The following is a 13,609-nucleotide window of genomic DNA, read 5'->3' as shown; positions in this document are numbered from 1 at the left end:
GGCCCAGCGCCGCTTCCCGTTCATGGAGCACCTTCCTTCGCTCCCCCGCGAGGTACCGCGAGTCGACCTCACGCCCCCGGAATCCCGGGCGCGGCGGCGCCTGCGCGCCTGCCAGGAGTGTGACTGGGTCGTCGCCCTGCCCCCGCTGCGCGGCGGCGAGAAGGCCGACTGCCCCCGCTGCGGACACACCCTGGTCAAGCGCCATCAGCGCCCGGCCCAGCGCAGCATGGCGCTGGCGCTCTCGGCGCTGATTGCCCTGGCCGTGGCGCTCTCCTTTCCCTTTATCAGCTTCAGCGTGGGAGGCGTGGGGAATCGCATCGAGCTCTCCCAGACCGCCACCACCCTGATCGGCTTCCACCAGCCGGTGGTGGCCGGCGCCGTGATCCTCACCATCATCGTACTGCCGGCGGTCTATCTGCTCGGCGTCATCTGGCTGCAGCTGGGCCTGCTGCGCGATGACCCGCTGCCCGCCAGCCGCGCCATTGCCCGCTCCCTGGCCCAGCTCAATCCCTGGATGATGGCCGACGTCTTCATCATTGGCGCCCTGGTCAGCCTGATCAAGATTGCCGGCATGGCGCAGATCGAGCTGGGCGTCTCCTTCTGGGCCTTCTGCGCCTTCGCCCTGCTGCTGCTGTTCACCACCCAGTCCATCGACGCCGACTGGATGTGGTTCTCCCTGGCCGGCGAACCCCGGGCCCCGGAGGGCACCCGTACCGGCGACACCGCCGCCCCTCAGGGGCTCGCCGGCTGCACCACCTGCGGGCTGATCAACCGGCTTGACGGCGCCGGACGGGGCCGCTGCCGGCGCTGCGGCGACCGGCTGCGTTCGCGACTGCCCCACAGCCTGCAGCGTACCTGGGCCCTGCTTGCCGCCGCCGCCATCATGTACATTCCCGCCAACGTCTATCCGATCATGACCACCACCAGCCTGGGCCATACCAGCCCCTCCACCATCATCGGCGGGGTGGTGGAGCTGATCCAGATGGGCTCCTGGCCGGTGGCCGCGGTGATCTTCGTGGCCAGCGTGATCGTGCCGGTGGGCAAGCTGGGCGCCCTGGCCTGGCTCTGCCTGGTGGTCAACCGCAGCAGCGAACTCAATGCCACCAGCCGGACGCGACTCTACCGGGTCACCGAGTTCATCGGCCGCTGGTCGATGATCGATGTCTTCGTGGTGGCGATCCTGGTGGCCCTGATCCGCGCCGGCTCGCTGATGTCGATCACCCCGGGGCCCGCCGCCCTGGCCTTCGGGGCCGTGGTGGTGATCACCATGCTGGCCGCCATGACCTTCGACCCGCGGCTGATCTGGGACACCCCGCTGCCGCGCCGGGACGCCTCCCGAGACACCCCAGGAAACCACCCACAAGGAACTCCAGGATGAGCGATGCTCCCCGCGACGAGGCGCCGCCCGAACGCGACCTGCACCGCGCCAGGCCCTCCCCCCAGGCGCGTTTCTCACCGATCTGGATCGTGCCCATCGTGGCGATCCTGATCGGGGCCTGGCTGGTCTACGACAACTACCGCAGCCGCGGCCCCCAGGTGACCCTGGTGATGGCCAATGCCGAGGGCATCGAGGCCGGCAGCACCCTGATCAAGACCCGCAACGTCCAGGTGGGGCGCGTCGAACGGGTGCAGCTCTCCGACGACCTGGGCACCGCCGTCATCACCGCACGGATGAGCCCGGATACCGAGCCCATGCTGGTGGAGGACAGCCGCTTCTGGGTGGTCAAGCCCAGGGTGGGCCGGGAGGGCATCAGCGGCCTCGGCACCGTGCTCTCCGGTGCCTTCATCCAGCTGGAGCCCGGCAGCAGCGAGGCGGCCAGCCGCGAGTTCCAGGTCAGCGACAACCCCCCGGTGGCCCCGGCGGGCGCCGCCGGCCTGCGCGTCAACCTGGTCAGCCAGCTGGGCAACTCGCTGCGCATCGGCGACCCCGTCACCTACCAGGGCTATACGGTGGGCCGCGTGGAGGATGCTACCTTTGACCCCCAGAGCCGCCGCATGCAGCATCGGGTCTTTATCGAGGCCCCCTACGATATCCTGGTCACCGACAGCACCCGCTTCTGGTCGGCCAGCGGCATCGACCTGCGCCTGGACTCCGAGGGCTTCCGGGTCAACGTGGAGTCCTTCGAGGCGCTGCTGGGCGGCGGCGTCACCTTCGGCGTTCCCGAGGACCTGCCCCTGGGCAGCCGCGTCGAACCTGACGTGACCTTCAACCTCTACCCCGACGAGGACAGCGCCCGCCAGGGCACCTTCAACCGCTACCTGGAATACGTGCTGCTGGTGGACGACTCCGTGCGCGGCCTCTCCCGGGGTGCGCCGGTGGAGTTCCGCGGGGTGCGGGTCGGCACCGTGGCCGCCGTGCCCTGGAACTTCAGCGCGCCCCAGCCCGAGGGGCGCTCGGGCTTCTCGATCCCGGTACTGGTTCGCATCGAGCCCCAGCGCCTGGGGATCGAGAACCAGGACGTGAACCTCGAGGAGTGGCGGGAGCGCTTCGACCGCCTGTTCGGGTTCGGCCTGCGCGCCAGCCTGAAGAGCGGCAACCTGCTGACCGGCGCGCTCTTCGTGGACCTCAACTTCCACCGCGACCTGGCCGACACCTGGACGGCGGAGCGCTTCGCCGACAAGGCGGTCTTCCCGACCACCTCCGGCGGCTTCGCGCTGATCGAGGCCCAGGTCACCGACCTGCTGGCCAAACTCAACGAGCTCGAGATCGAACCGCTGCTGGCGGGGCTCGATCGCAACCTGGCCGCCTCGGAGGCGATGCTCGGCGAGGTGCGCGAGCTGTCATCCTCGCTCACCACCCTGCTGCAGGACCCCGGCACTCGGGAGGTACCGACCAACCTCAATGCCACTCTGCTGGAGCTGCGCGAGACCCTGCAGGGACTCTCTCCCGGCTCGACCGCCTATCAGGAGCTGACAGGCGCCGTGGAGCGACTGGAGCGGCTGATGCGCGATATCCAGCCGGTGGCACGCACCCTCTCCGACAACCCCCGCGCCCTGCTCTTCGACAGCCTGCAGACCGAAGACCCTGTGCCCCGGGCGCCCCGCCGCAATCAAGGAGACCCACGATGACCAGGCAATGGAGGCTGGCCGCCCTGGCGGCCATGGTGGTGCTGGTGGCCGGCTGCGCCAGCTCGAGCCCGGCGCCGTCCCGCTACACCCTGCCCGAGGTGGCCGGCGCCAGCGCGGCCGGGGCCGAGGCCGAACGGCAGCTGCTGCTGCGCCCGCCCCGCCTGGCCCACTACCTGGACGTGGAGGGGCTGGTGATGCAGGTGGACGACATCACCCTGGTGGAGGCCCGCGGCCACCAGTGGGCCGAGGCCCTGGGGCGCCAGCTGGAGCGCGGCCTGCGGCTTCGCCTCGGCGAGCGCCTGCCCGACACCCGGGTGCTGCTGGACGAGGCCGGCGTGCGCGAGCCGGAGGCGCTGTCGCTGCGCCTGGAGATCGACCGCTTCCAGGGACGCCATGACGGCGTCGCCGTGATCGGCGGCCAGTGGCAGCTGCGCGACGGCACCGGTCGCCTGCTGGCCATGGAACGGCTCGCCATCGAGGCCGAACTGGACGACGACGGCTACCCGGCCCTGGTGCGCGCCCTGGGCCGCGGCTGGGACCGCACCGCCGATGAGCTCGCCGAGGCGATACGCCAGGCGCGCTGAGCGCAACAGGCAGAACGGCCGGGGCTGGACTATGGTCATCTCAGGCCCCCAGGGGCCTCTCCTTACCTACAGGGACGACACCATGCACGACGACCCGACCCGGGAGCTCGCCGAGCGCGAACTTCGCCACGCCATCGCCCTGGAGTATCGTGAGCCGGCCCGGCGCGCCCGCCGGGCCCTGCTGAGGGTGATGGCCACGGATACCCACGACCGGGAGGCCCTCGCCGAGCTCGAGATCGCTGACCAGGCGCTGGCGGAGCTCGCCAGCCTGGCCAGCCGGCATGACCTGGTCGCGCTGCCGATGCTGCCGGCCATTCGCCGCGGCGCCGACCGGCTGGCCTGCCAGCTCTATCAGGATGGCGCCTGCGACGACCTGGACGAAGACGCTCACGAGGCCTTCCTCAACCGCCACGCCCGCTCCCTGACCGAGCTGGACGGCATCGGCCCGGTGACGGCACGGCGCCTGTTCGCCCACGGCATCGCCGACCTCGAGCAGCTCAGGGCGCTGGGCCCCGACGCCCTCGACGAGGTCACCGGCCTCGGCGGCGCCACCCTGGCCCGCCTGCGCGAGAGTCTCGCGGCCGAGGCGAAGGCGAAGTAGCTGCGCCCGGCGCGCCGATCTGGCATAATGCTCCCACGCGGCAACCATCGAGTCCCTCCTGCCGCTCCTTACCCCCGAATTTCCTTCGCCCCGGCCCGGGACTGGCCACGCGCAGAGCGTGGCGTGGCCGCGGCGTTTCTGCGGAGACCGCATGACCTTTTCCGAACTCGGCCTGCGTGCCGAACTGCTGCGTGCCGTTGAGGCCCAGGGCTACACCACCCCGACCCCGATCCAGCGCCAGGCCATTCCCGCCGTGCTCAACGGCGGCGACCTGCTGGCCAGCGCCCAGACCGGCACCGGCAAGACCGCGGGCTTCACCCTGCCGATGCTGCAGCGCCTGGCCGACGGCAAGCGCCCCGGCAAGCGCCAGATCCGCGCCCTGGTGCTGACCCCGACCCGCGAGCTGGCCGCCCAGGTGGGCGAGAGCGTGGCCGACTACGGCCGCCACCTGACCCTGAAGAGCCACGTGATCTTCGGCGGCGTGGGCCAGCAGCCCCAGGTGGACGCCATCCGCCCCGGGCTCGACGTCCTCGTCGCCACCCCGGGTCGCCTGCTGGACCTCCAGCAGCAGAAGCACGTGGACCTCTCCCAGGTGGAGATCCTGGTGCTCGATGAAGCCGACCGCATGCTCGACATGGGCTTCATCCACGACATCAAGAAGATCCTGAAAGTGCTTCCCCCGAAGCGTCAGAACCTGCTCTTCTCGGCGACCTTCTCCGACGAGATCCAGGCCCTGGCCAACAAGCTGCTGGATCGTCCGGCGATGATCGAGGTGGCGCGTCGCAACACCACCGCCGAGCTCGTCGACCAGGCGATCTACCGGGTGGACCGCGAGAAGAAGCGCGAGCTGCTCGCCCACCTGATCACCGAGAACGACTGGCATCAGGTGCTGGTCTTCACCCGCACCAAGCACGGTGCCAACCGCCTGGCCGAGCAGCTCTCCAAGCAGGAGATTCCGGCCATGGCGATCCATGGCAACAAGAGCCAGTCGGCGCGCACCAAGGCGCTGGCCGCCTTCAAGAGCGGCGACCTGCAGGTGCTGGTGGCCACCGATATCGCCGCCCGCGGCCTGGACATCAGCGAGCTGCCCCACGTGGTCAACTTCGAGCTGCCCAACGTGGCCGAGGACTATGTGCACCGCATCGGCCGCACCGGTCGCGCCGGCAGCGAGGGGCAGGCGGTATCGCTGGTCTGCGTGGACGAGCACGGCCTGCTCAAGGGTATCGAGCGACTGATCAAGCGCGACCTGGAGAAGCGCATCGAGCCCGGCTTCGAACCCGACCCCAACGCCAAGCCCGAACCCATCGAGAACGGCCGCAACCGCCGTGGCGGCGGCGGTGGACGTGGCGGTCAAGGCAGAGGCAATGGCGCCCAGACCCGCGGTCAGGGCAGCGGCCAGCGACGCGATGATGAGCGAGGCCAGGCGCGGCGTCGCCGGCGCGGCGGTGGCAACAGTGGCGGCGGACGCCAACAGGCATAACGGACAGCTGAACACAGGGAGGAAACGGCGGTGAACAGGGAAGCAACGGCCGCGACGCACGAGAGGCGCACCCTTGCCATCTTCATCGGCCTGATGGTGCTGGTGGGGCTCAACCTGCGCCCCGCCCTCTCCAGCCTGGCGCCGGTGCTCACCCGCATCCAGCAGGATACCGGCCTCTCGGCGCTCTCAATAGGAGCGCTTACCACCCTTCCCGTGCTCTGCCTCGGGCTCTTCGCCCCCATGGCGCCCTGGCTCGCCAGGCGCCTGGGGCCGGAGCGCGCCCTGGCCGCGGGCCTTGGGCTGCTGGCCGGCGGCCTCGCCCTGCGCGGGCTACCGACGGTGCCGACGCTGTTCCTGGGCACCCTGATGGTGGGTGCCGCCATCGGCGTCGCCGGCACCCTGTTGCCGGCGCTGGTCAAGCGCGAGCTGCCCGCCGGCGCCGACCTGATGACCGGCGTCTACACCATGGCGCTCTGCCTGGGTGGCGCCCTGGGGGCCGGGCTCTCCATTCCGCTGAGCGAGTGGCTGGACGGCTGGCACCTGGGCCTGGCCAGCTGGGCGGCGCTCGCCTTCCTGGCGCTGGCAGCCTGGCTTGCGCTGGCCCCGCGCCGGGACGAGACCATGCTGCCCGGTGGCGGCGGCTCCATGCGTGCCGTGCTGGGCCAGCCCCTGGCCTGGCAGGTGATGCTCTTCATGGGGCTGCAGTCGTCGCTGGCCTATATCGTCTTCGGCTGGCTTCCCACCCTGCTGGTGGCCAGGGGCTACGGCGAGGCGGAGGCGGGCTGGATGATGGGCGCCTCGGTGATGGTGCAGCTGCCGGCGGCCCTGGCCGCTCCCTGGCTGGCGCGCCTGGGGCGTGACCAGCGCCCCGCCCTGCTCACGGTGCTGACGCTGATCGCCGCCGGGTTCTGGCTGCTGCTGGTGGGCCCCGCCTACCTGCGCTGGCTGGGCATCGTGCTGCTGGGCCTCGGCCAGGGGGGCGGCTTCAGCCTGGCGCTGACGCTGATCGTGCTGCGCTCGGGCAACTCGCGGCTGGCCGGCAAGCTCTCGGGGCTCGCCCAGGGGGGTGGCTACACCCTGGCCGCCCTGGGCCCCCTGGGGGTCGGCGTGATGCTGCAGCTGGGCCTGGGGCTCGGCACCATCACCGGCGCGCTGATGACGATCTGCGCCCTGGCCGGCCTCTTCGCCCTCTTCGCCGGACGCAACCGCCGTCTGGAGGTCGACGACGCCGGCCGCCTGATCACTCGCTGACGGGCCTGCTGCCCCGTGCTCCCTGCTCCGCATCCGTGCCGGGGCGGAGCACCGGCGCTAGACTGTGGCCATGAACACCGTCCCTGACGCCCTGGTGGCGCGCGGCCTGACCCGCCGCTACCGCATGGGCGAGGTCACCATCCAGGCGCTGCGCGGGGTCGACCTGACCCTCAAGCGCGGCGAGCTCGTGGTCATGCTGGGCGCCTCCGGCTCCGGCAAGTCCACTCTGCTCAACATCCTCGGCGGCCTCGACAGCCCCACCGAGGGCGAACTGAGCTACGTCGACCGCGAGGGCCAGGCCCATACCCTGAGCGGCGCCAGCCAGCGGGCACTGACCCGTTTTCGCCGCCATCACGTCGGCTTCGTCTTCCAGTTCTACAACCTCATCTCGAGCCTCACCGCCCGGGAGAACGTCGCCGTGGTCACCGAGATCGCCCGGACGCCCATGGCCCCCGAGGAGGCCCTGGCCCTGGTGGGCCTGGGGGAGCGCCTCGACCACTTCCCCTCCCAGCTCTCCGGCGGCGAGCAGCAGCGCGTGGCCATCGCCCGTGCGGTGGCCAAGCGCCCGGAGCTGCTGCTCTGCGACGAGCCCACCGGCGCCCTGGACTTTCGCACCGGCATCCGGGTGCTGGAGGTGCTCGAGCAGGTCAACCGCGACACCGGCACCACGGTGGCGATCATCACCCACAACGAGGTGATCGGCGACATGGCCGACCGGGTGATCCGCCTGCGCGACGGCCGGGTGGACGACATCCGGCACAACGCCGAGCGGCGCCCGGCCCGGGAGCTGCGCTGGTGAGTCTCCCATGCTGACCCTCGACCGCAAGCTCCTCCGCGACCTCTGGCGCCTCAAGGGTCAGGCCCTGGCCATCGCCGTGGTGATCGCCGGCGGGGTCATGACCCTGATCCTCTCGGTCACCACCCTGGAGGCACTCTCCGGCGCCCGGGACCGCTTCTACGCCAGCCACCACTTCGCCGAGGTGTTCGCCGACGTCAAGCGCGCGCCTCTCGGGGTCGCGGGCCGCGTGCAGGAGATCGAGGGAGTCAACCTGGTCGCCCCCCAGGTGCAGGCGGCGCTGCGCCTCTCGCTACCCGGCTTCGACGACCCCATCCGCGGGCTGGCCCAGTCGATTGCCGACGGCCGCCAGCCGACCCTCAACCGCCTGCACCTGGTGGCCGGCAGCCTGCCCGAGCCAGGCCGGGACGACCAAGTGGTGGTCTCCGACGCCTTCGCCGAGGCCCACGGCCTGACTCCCGGCGACGGCCTGGAGGCGATCATCGACGGCCGCCGGGTGGCGCTCAGGATCGCCGGCGTGGCATCGAGCCCCGAGTTCCTCTACCAGGTGGCTCCCACCGACCTGATGCCCGACTACCGCCGCTACGCCGTGCTCTGGATGAACCAGCGCAGCCTGGCCAGCGCCTACGGCATGGAGGGCGCCTTCAACCGGCTCAGCCTCACCCTCCAGGCAGGCGCCAGCGTCGAGGCGGTGATCGACGCCCTGGACCTGGCGCTGGCCCGCTATGGGGGCACCGGTGCCTGGACCCGGGAGGAGCAGACCTCCCACCGCTTCCTGGAGGAGGAGCTCAACCAGCAGCGCATCCAGGCCACGGTGCTGCCGGCGATCTTCCTCTCGGTCTCGGCCTTCCTGCTCAGCGTGGTGATGGGGCGGCTGATCCAGACCCAGCGGGAGCAGGTCGCCGTGCTCAAGGCCTTCGGCTATGGCGATGGGGAGCTGGCCCGCCACTACGGCCTGCTCACCGCCGCCATCGTGCTGCTGGGCTGGGCCCTGGGCGTCGCGCTGGGCGCCTGGGCCGCCAGCGGACTGGCGACCCTCTACCGCGACTATTTTCGCTTCCCCGACATGCCGGTCAGGGTGCCCGCCTCGGCGCTGGCGCTCTCCCTGGCCATCGTGGCCGCTTCGGCCCTGATCGGTACCTGGCGAGCGGTATGGCGCGCCGTGAGCCGCCCGCCCGCCGAGGCGATGCGCCCACCCGCCCCGCAGCGCTTCCGGCGCAGCGCCCTGGAACGGGCGCTGCCCGCCGCCCTGCTCGGTCAGGAGGGACGCATCATCCTGCGCAACCTGGGCCGCCATCCCGCCAAGGCCGGCTTCTCCATCGCCGGCATCGCCCTCTCGGCGGGGCTGCTGATGGTGGGCGCCTACCAGCTCGATGCGGTGGAGACGATGATCGACCAGCAGTATCGCCAGGTGCTGCGCATGGACATGGAGCTCACCTTCGTGGACGCCACCCCGGCCCGGGCCGCCGGCGAGCTGCGCCACCTTCCCGGGGTGCTGGCCGTGGAGACCTGGCGCCGGGTGCCGGTGACCCTGAGCCATGGCCACCGGGAGGCGCGCACCTCCCTGCTGGGCATGGAGGCCGAGCCCCGGCTGCGCCAGGTGCTGGACGGCGACGGGCGCGCCCAGCGGCTCCCCGAGGAGGGTGTGCTGCTGACCCGCTACCTGGCCGACCAGCTGGGGGCGAAGGTCGGAGACGAGCTGCATGTCGCCGTCATGGAGGGGCAGCGGCGGCAGCTGACGCTGCCCCTGGCCGCCCTGGTGGACGAACCCCTGGGGGTCGGCGCCTACCTGACCCGCACCCAGCTCAATCGGGTGATGGGCGAAGGGAGCGCCATCAGCGGCGCCTGGCTGCTGGTCGACCCGGCCCGGCGGGAGGCTCTCAACGCCGCCCTCTGGGAGATGCCGGCGGTGGCCGCCATCGGGAGGCTCGACGAGGCCGAGCGGGGCATCCGCGACTACCTGGACGAGACCCTCCTGATCGCCGCCCTGATCTTCGTGGCCATCGCCACCTCCATCGGCTTCGGCGTGGTCTACAACAATGCCCGCATCGCCTTCGCCGAGCGCGCCCGGGAGCTCGCCACCCTGCAGGTACTGGGCTATACCCGGGCCGAGGTGGCGCGGATACTGCTCGGCGAGATCGCCCTGCTGACCCTGGCGGCCATCCCGCCGGGCTGGGCCATCGGCCTCCTGTTCAGCCGGCTGCTCAACCAGGCCTTCAGCAGCGATCTCTTCCGCATCCCCCTGGTGTTCACGCCCCAGGCCTTCGCCTTCGCCGCCAGCGGCGTCCTGGCCGCCTCGCTCCTGGTGAGCGTGATGGTGGTGATCCGACTGGGGCGCCTGGACAAGATCCGCGTGCTCAAGGCCGTGGAGTGACCAAAGGAGACCGCCCATGACCCTGCGACCCTGGCATCGACGCCTGTTCTGGAGCCTCGCCGGCCTGGCGCTGCTGGCCCTGCTCGCCTGGGCGCTGCGCCCTGCCCCGGTGCCGGTCAGCGTGGCCCGCGTCGCCACCGGGCCCTTCGTCGACTCGGTGATCGAGGAGGGGCGCACCCGGCTGCGCGATACCTGGAACGTCTCGGTCCCCGTGGCCGGCTACCTGCAGCGGGTCGCCCTGGAGGTGGGCGACGAGGTGGAGCAGGGCCAGGCGCTGTTCCGCCTGGAGCCGAGCCCGGCACCGGCCCTGGACCCCCGCGCGCGCCAGCAGGCCGAGGACACCCTGCAGGCCGCCGAGGCGCGCCTCCGGGCCGCCCGGGCCAACCTGGAGACGACACAAGCCGAGCGACGCTTCGCCGAGTCGGAGTACGAGCGCTATCGCCAGCTCCACCAGCGCAACCTGGTCTCCACCACGGAGCTGGAGCAGCATCGCAGCCAGCGCGACCGCCTGCGCGCCCTGGAGAGCGCGGCGGCGGCCGGCGTCGAGGCGGCCCGCTTCGAGGTGGAGAGCGCCCGAGCGGTGCTGGCGGTGGCCAGTGGCCAGCGGGACGCACTGGAGCACCCGGCGCTGACCATCCGCGCCCCCATCGCCGGGACGGTGCTGACCCGCTACCGCTGCTGCGAGGGCAGCGTGGCGGCCGGGGAGCCGATCCTCGAGCTCGGGAGCCTTCAGGCCCTGGAAGTTCAGGTGGATCTGCTCTCCATGGATGCGGTGCGGGTGCGCCCGGGCATGGCGGTGCATCTGACCGGCTGGGGCGGCGATGAGGTGCTGGCGGGGCGGGTTCGACGCATCGAGCCCAGCGGCTTCACCCGGGTCTCGGCGCTGGGGGTCGACGAGCAGCGAGTGCCGGTGATCATCGACTTCGAGGAGGGGCAGGAGCCCGCGGCCCTGGGGCTGGGCAACGGCTTTCGGGTCGACGCCGAGTTCCTGGTCTGGCAGGCCGATGAGGTGCTGCAGCTGCCCACCAGCGCGCTGTTCCGCGCCGAGGGGGAGTGGGCGGTCTTTCGGGTCGAGGAGGGGCGCGCGGTGCGCGTGCCGGTCACGCCGGGGCGGCGCAGCGGCCTGGTCTCCGAGCTGCTCGACGGCCTCGGGGTGGGCGACGTCGTGATCACTCACCCGGGAGAGCGGGTGGCCGACGGCGTGCGGGTGCGCACCGAGGGGTGAGCCTGGCAGGCGCCGCCGGCGCCCCTTATCATGCCCTCTTCGACGGCCCCCTTGCCGACACCGCTATCGCCCCTACCGGCCCCTCGATTCCCTCGGAGCCCCCATGACCCAGGACACTGCCCTCACCTCCTCGCTCCCGCTGCTGGTGATCTATGCCGGGGGCACCCTCGGCATGGTGGAGAGCCCCTCAGGGCTGGTGCCGGGGGGCGATATCGAGGCGCGCCTGGCGCGGGCCCTGGCGGCCCTGCCACCGGCACACCACGCCGCGCTGCCCGCGTATGAGGTGCTCTCCCTCGGCGACCCCATCGACTCCAGCGCCGCCACCCCCCGTGAGTGGCAGCGGCTGGCCGGCGAGATCGCCGCACGCTTCCGGGAGCACGCCGGCATCGTGGTGCTCCACGGCACCGACACCCTGGCCTGGACGGCAGCGAGCCTCGCCTACCAGCTCCAGGGACTGGACCGCCCGGTGGTCCTCACCGGCGCCATGCAGCCCCTGGAGGCCCCCGGCAGCGACGCCGCCGACAACCTGGCCCTGGCCCTGGCCTTCGCCGCCAACCCCGCCCTGCAGGAGGTGGCGATCGCCTTCGGCGGCAGGCTGCTGCGCGGCGTGCGGGCGCGCAAGTGGCAGACCCGCCGCGCCGACGCCTTCGCCAGCCCCAACTATCCGCTGCTGGGCGAGCGGGTCGATGGCGACGCCGTGCTCTATCCCGGACGCGGCCTGGCGCAGCAGCAGCGCGGCGCTCCCCGCTTCGAGCTGCCGGACTACGCCCCGCTGGCCGACGGCGGCGTGGCACGCATCGTGCTGTGGCCGGGCATCGCCGCCCGCCAGCTAGCCGCCTGGCTCGACGACCCGCGGCTCAAGGGGGCCCTGCTGGAGGTGTGGGGCGGCGGCAATGTGCCCGCGAACCGGGAGCTGATCGGCGTGCTGGCCCGAGCCAGCGGCGAGGGCAAGCTGCTCGCGGCGCTTAGCCAGTGCCCCCACGGCGGCGTCGAGATCGGCCACTATGCGGCGGGCCAGGGGCTGGCGGCCGCCGGCGTGCTCTCGGCGGATGCCATGACGCCGGAAGCGGCACTGGCCAAGCTGGTGCACCTGCTGGCCCAGCCGCTCCCCGATGAGGAGCGCCGGCGGCGCTTCCTGACACCGCTGGCCGGGGAGCGCTGACGGCTTCCCGGGGAAGCGTTGACGGGGGTCATGCAGCGCCAGGCGCAAGCCGCTATGGTGGGGGTATTCCCACCACGCAAGGAGAGCCGCCATGGAGCATCCCGACCACCCCTTCACCGAACTGTTCGAGCAGCTGGGACTCGCTTCGGACCCCGAGTCGATCAAGCGCTTCATCGAACGCAACGGCCCCATTCCCGAGGAGATCGCCCTGCCCGACGCCTCCTGCTGGAACGAGGGCCAGGCCGACTTCCTACGCGAAGCCATCGAGGAGGACGCCGACTGGGCTGAGGTGGTCGACCACCTGAACGCCTCGCTGCGCAAGGCATAGATAGCGAGCGAGCGGCCAGGCTAGCCGTTGGCAGCCTGGCCGTTGGCCTCCAGCCGGCGCCGTACCCAGGCGCCCACCAGCAGCAGCACCGTCAGCGCCAGCAGCGGTAGCACCACGCCGATGCTCAGCGCCTCCTCCTTCTCCACCGCCTCCAGCGCCCCATAGATGGCGCTGGCATAGACCGCCCACTTCACCCCCAGGCCAATGATCGCCGCCGCCAGGAAGGTCCCGAGCGGCAGGCGCAGCAGCCCCGCGGCGTAGTTCACCACCGAGTGGGGAAAGCCCGGCAGCACCCGCAGGGCGCACTGGGTCAGGAAGTCGCTGCGGGTCTCCAGCCGCCGCATGATCTTGCGGGTCAACCCCTTGGGGGTCCAGCGATCGCCGACCCGGGCCGACAGCCAGTAGGCGCCCAGGGCCCCCAGCACGCTGCCCACGATCAGCATGGGCGTGGCCGCCAGCGGCGTATAGAAGGGGGCGATCAGCCAGAGCCCGATGCTGCCGGGCAGCCCCAGGGCCAGGGTCACGGCCATCACCAGGATCACGGAGACGATCACCACCGGATGGTGGGAGGCCTCGTCCGCCCAGCGCTGCAGCTCGGCCAGGTCGGGGGAGTGCCAGATCCAGAGGTAGAGCGCCATCAGCACGACGCCCCCCACTGCCGCTACCCGCCAGGGCCAGCGCAGTGAACTATCGTTGAACATCGATTCGTTACTCGGGGCCAAATGACGATCATGTTGCC

Annotated in this window: 12 protein-coding genes; 11 read left to right on the top strand and 1 reads right to left on the bottom strand. The window is 71.7% G+C overall.

All coding sequences use genetic code 11. The annotated features are described in order from the left end of the window. Positions 1 to 22 precede the first annotated feature (22 nt). The 11 genes from ACRYRV_RS15630 to ACRYRV_RS15580 all read left to right on the top strand — a co-directional run bounded on the left by ACRYRV_RS15630 (position 23) and on the right by ACRYRV_RS15580 (position 12,870). Entirely contained in the window at positions 23 to 1,378 is a 1,356-nt protein-coding gene (locus ACRYRV_RS15630) for a paraquat-inducible protein A (protein ID WP_253452132.1), read from the top strand. After that, positions 1,375 to 3,069, top strand: a complete 1,695-nt coding sequence (gene pqiB / locus ACRYRV_RS15625; protein WP_253443047.1) for an intermembrane transport protein PqiB — start codon at positions 1,375 to 1,377, stop codon at positions 3,067 to 3,069. The genes ACRYRV_RS15630 and pqiB overlap by 4 nt, the downstream gene beginning before the upstream one ends. Beyond that, entirely contained in the window at positions 3,066 to 3,653 is a 588-nt protein-coding gene (locus tag ACRYRV_RS15620) for a PqiC family protein (protein ID WP_253443048.1), read from the top strand. The genes pqiB and ACRYRV_RS15620 overlap by 4 nt, the downstream gene beginning before the upstream one ends. 82 nt (positions 3,654 to 3,735) lie before the next feature. Then, positions 3,736 to 4,254 (top strand): helix-hairpin-helix domain-containing protein, encoded by a 519-nt coding sequence (locus ACRYRV_RS15615; protein ID WP_444984524.1) that lies wholly within the window; start codon positions 3,736 to 3,738, stop codon positions 4,252 to 4,254. A 151-nt stretch (positions 4,255 to 4,405) separates the two neighbouring features. Further along, complete coding sequence (locus ACRYRV_RS15610) at positions 4,406 to 5,734, top strand: DEAD/DEAH box helicase (protein WP_253443051.1); 1,329 nt, start codon at positions 4,406 to 4,408, stop codon at positions 5,732 to 5,734. A 93-nt stretch (positions 5,735 to 5,827) separates the two neighbouring features. Further along, positions 5,828 to 6,985, top strand: a complete 1,158-nt coding sequence (locus tag ACRYRV_RS15605) for an MFS transporter (protein WP_253452135.1) — start codon at positions 5,828 to 5,830, stop codon at positions 6,983 to 6,985. A 70-nt stretch (positions 6,986 to 7,055) separates the two neighbouring features. Then, positions 7,056 to 7,784: an ABC transporter ATP-binding protein gene (locus tag ACRYRV_RS15600; RefSeq protein WP_309637576.1), complete on the top strand. Its 729-nt coding sequence runs from the start codon at positions 7,056 to 7,058 to the stop codon at positions 7,782 to 7,784. Between the two features lie 7 nt (positions 7,785 to 7,791). Next, positions 7,792 to 10,155, top strand: coding sequence for an FtsX-like permease family protein (locus ACRYRV_RS15595; RefSeq protein ID WP_444984525.1), 2,364 nt, complete (start codon positions 7,792 to 7,794; stop codon positions 10,153 to 10,155). Positions 10,156 to 10,171: 16 nt separating this feature from the next. Further along, complete coding sequence (locus ACRYRV_RS15590) at positions 10,172 to 11,380, top strand: efflux RND transporter periplasmic adaptor subunit (RefSeq protein WP_444984526.1); 1,209 nt, start codon at positions 10,172 to 10,174, stop codon at positions 11,378 to 11,380. Positions 11,381 to 11,483: 103 nt separating this feature from the next. After that, complete coding sequence (locus ACRYRV_RS15585; RefSeq protein WP_444984527.1) at positions 11,484 to 12,542, top strand: asparaginase; 1,059 nt, start codon at positions 11,484 to 11,486, stop codon at positions 12,540 to 12,542. A 91-nt stretch (positions 12,543 to 12,633) separates the two neighbouring features. After that, a complete protein-coding gene (locus tag ACRYRV_RS15580) occupies positions 12,634 to 12,870 on the top strand; it encodes a DUF2789 domain-containing protein (protein WP_253443056.1) in 237 nt (78 codons plus the stop codon). A gap of 20 nt (positions 12,871 to 12,890) precedes the next feature. Here the strand turns inward: ACRYRV_RS15580 and ACRYRV_RS15575 are convergent, their stop codons facing one another. Then, the gene (locus ACRYRV_RS15575; RefSeq protein ID WP_444984528.1) at positions 12,891 to 13,571 is read right to left on the bottom strand and encodes a TVP38/TMEM64 family protein; all 681 of its coding nucleotides are present in this window, start codon (positions 13,569 to 13,571) and stop codon (positions 12,891 to 12,893) included. Positions 13,572 to 13,609: the final 38 nt, after the last annotated feature.

Source organism: Halomonas mongoliensis (assembly GCF_052496345.1).
This window is presented reverse-complemented; position numbering and strand designations above follow the sequence as displayed.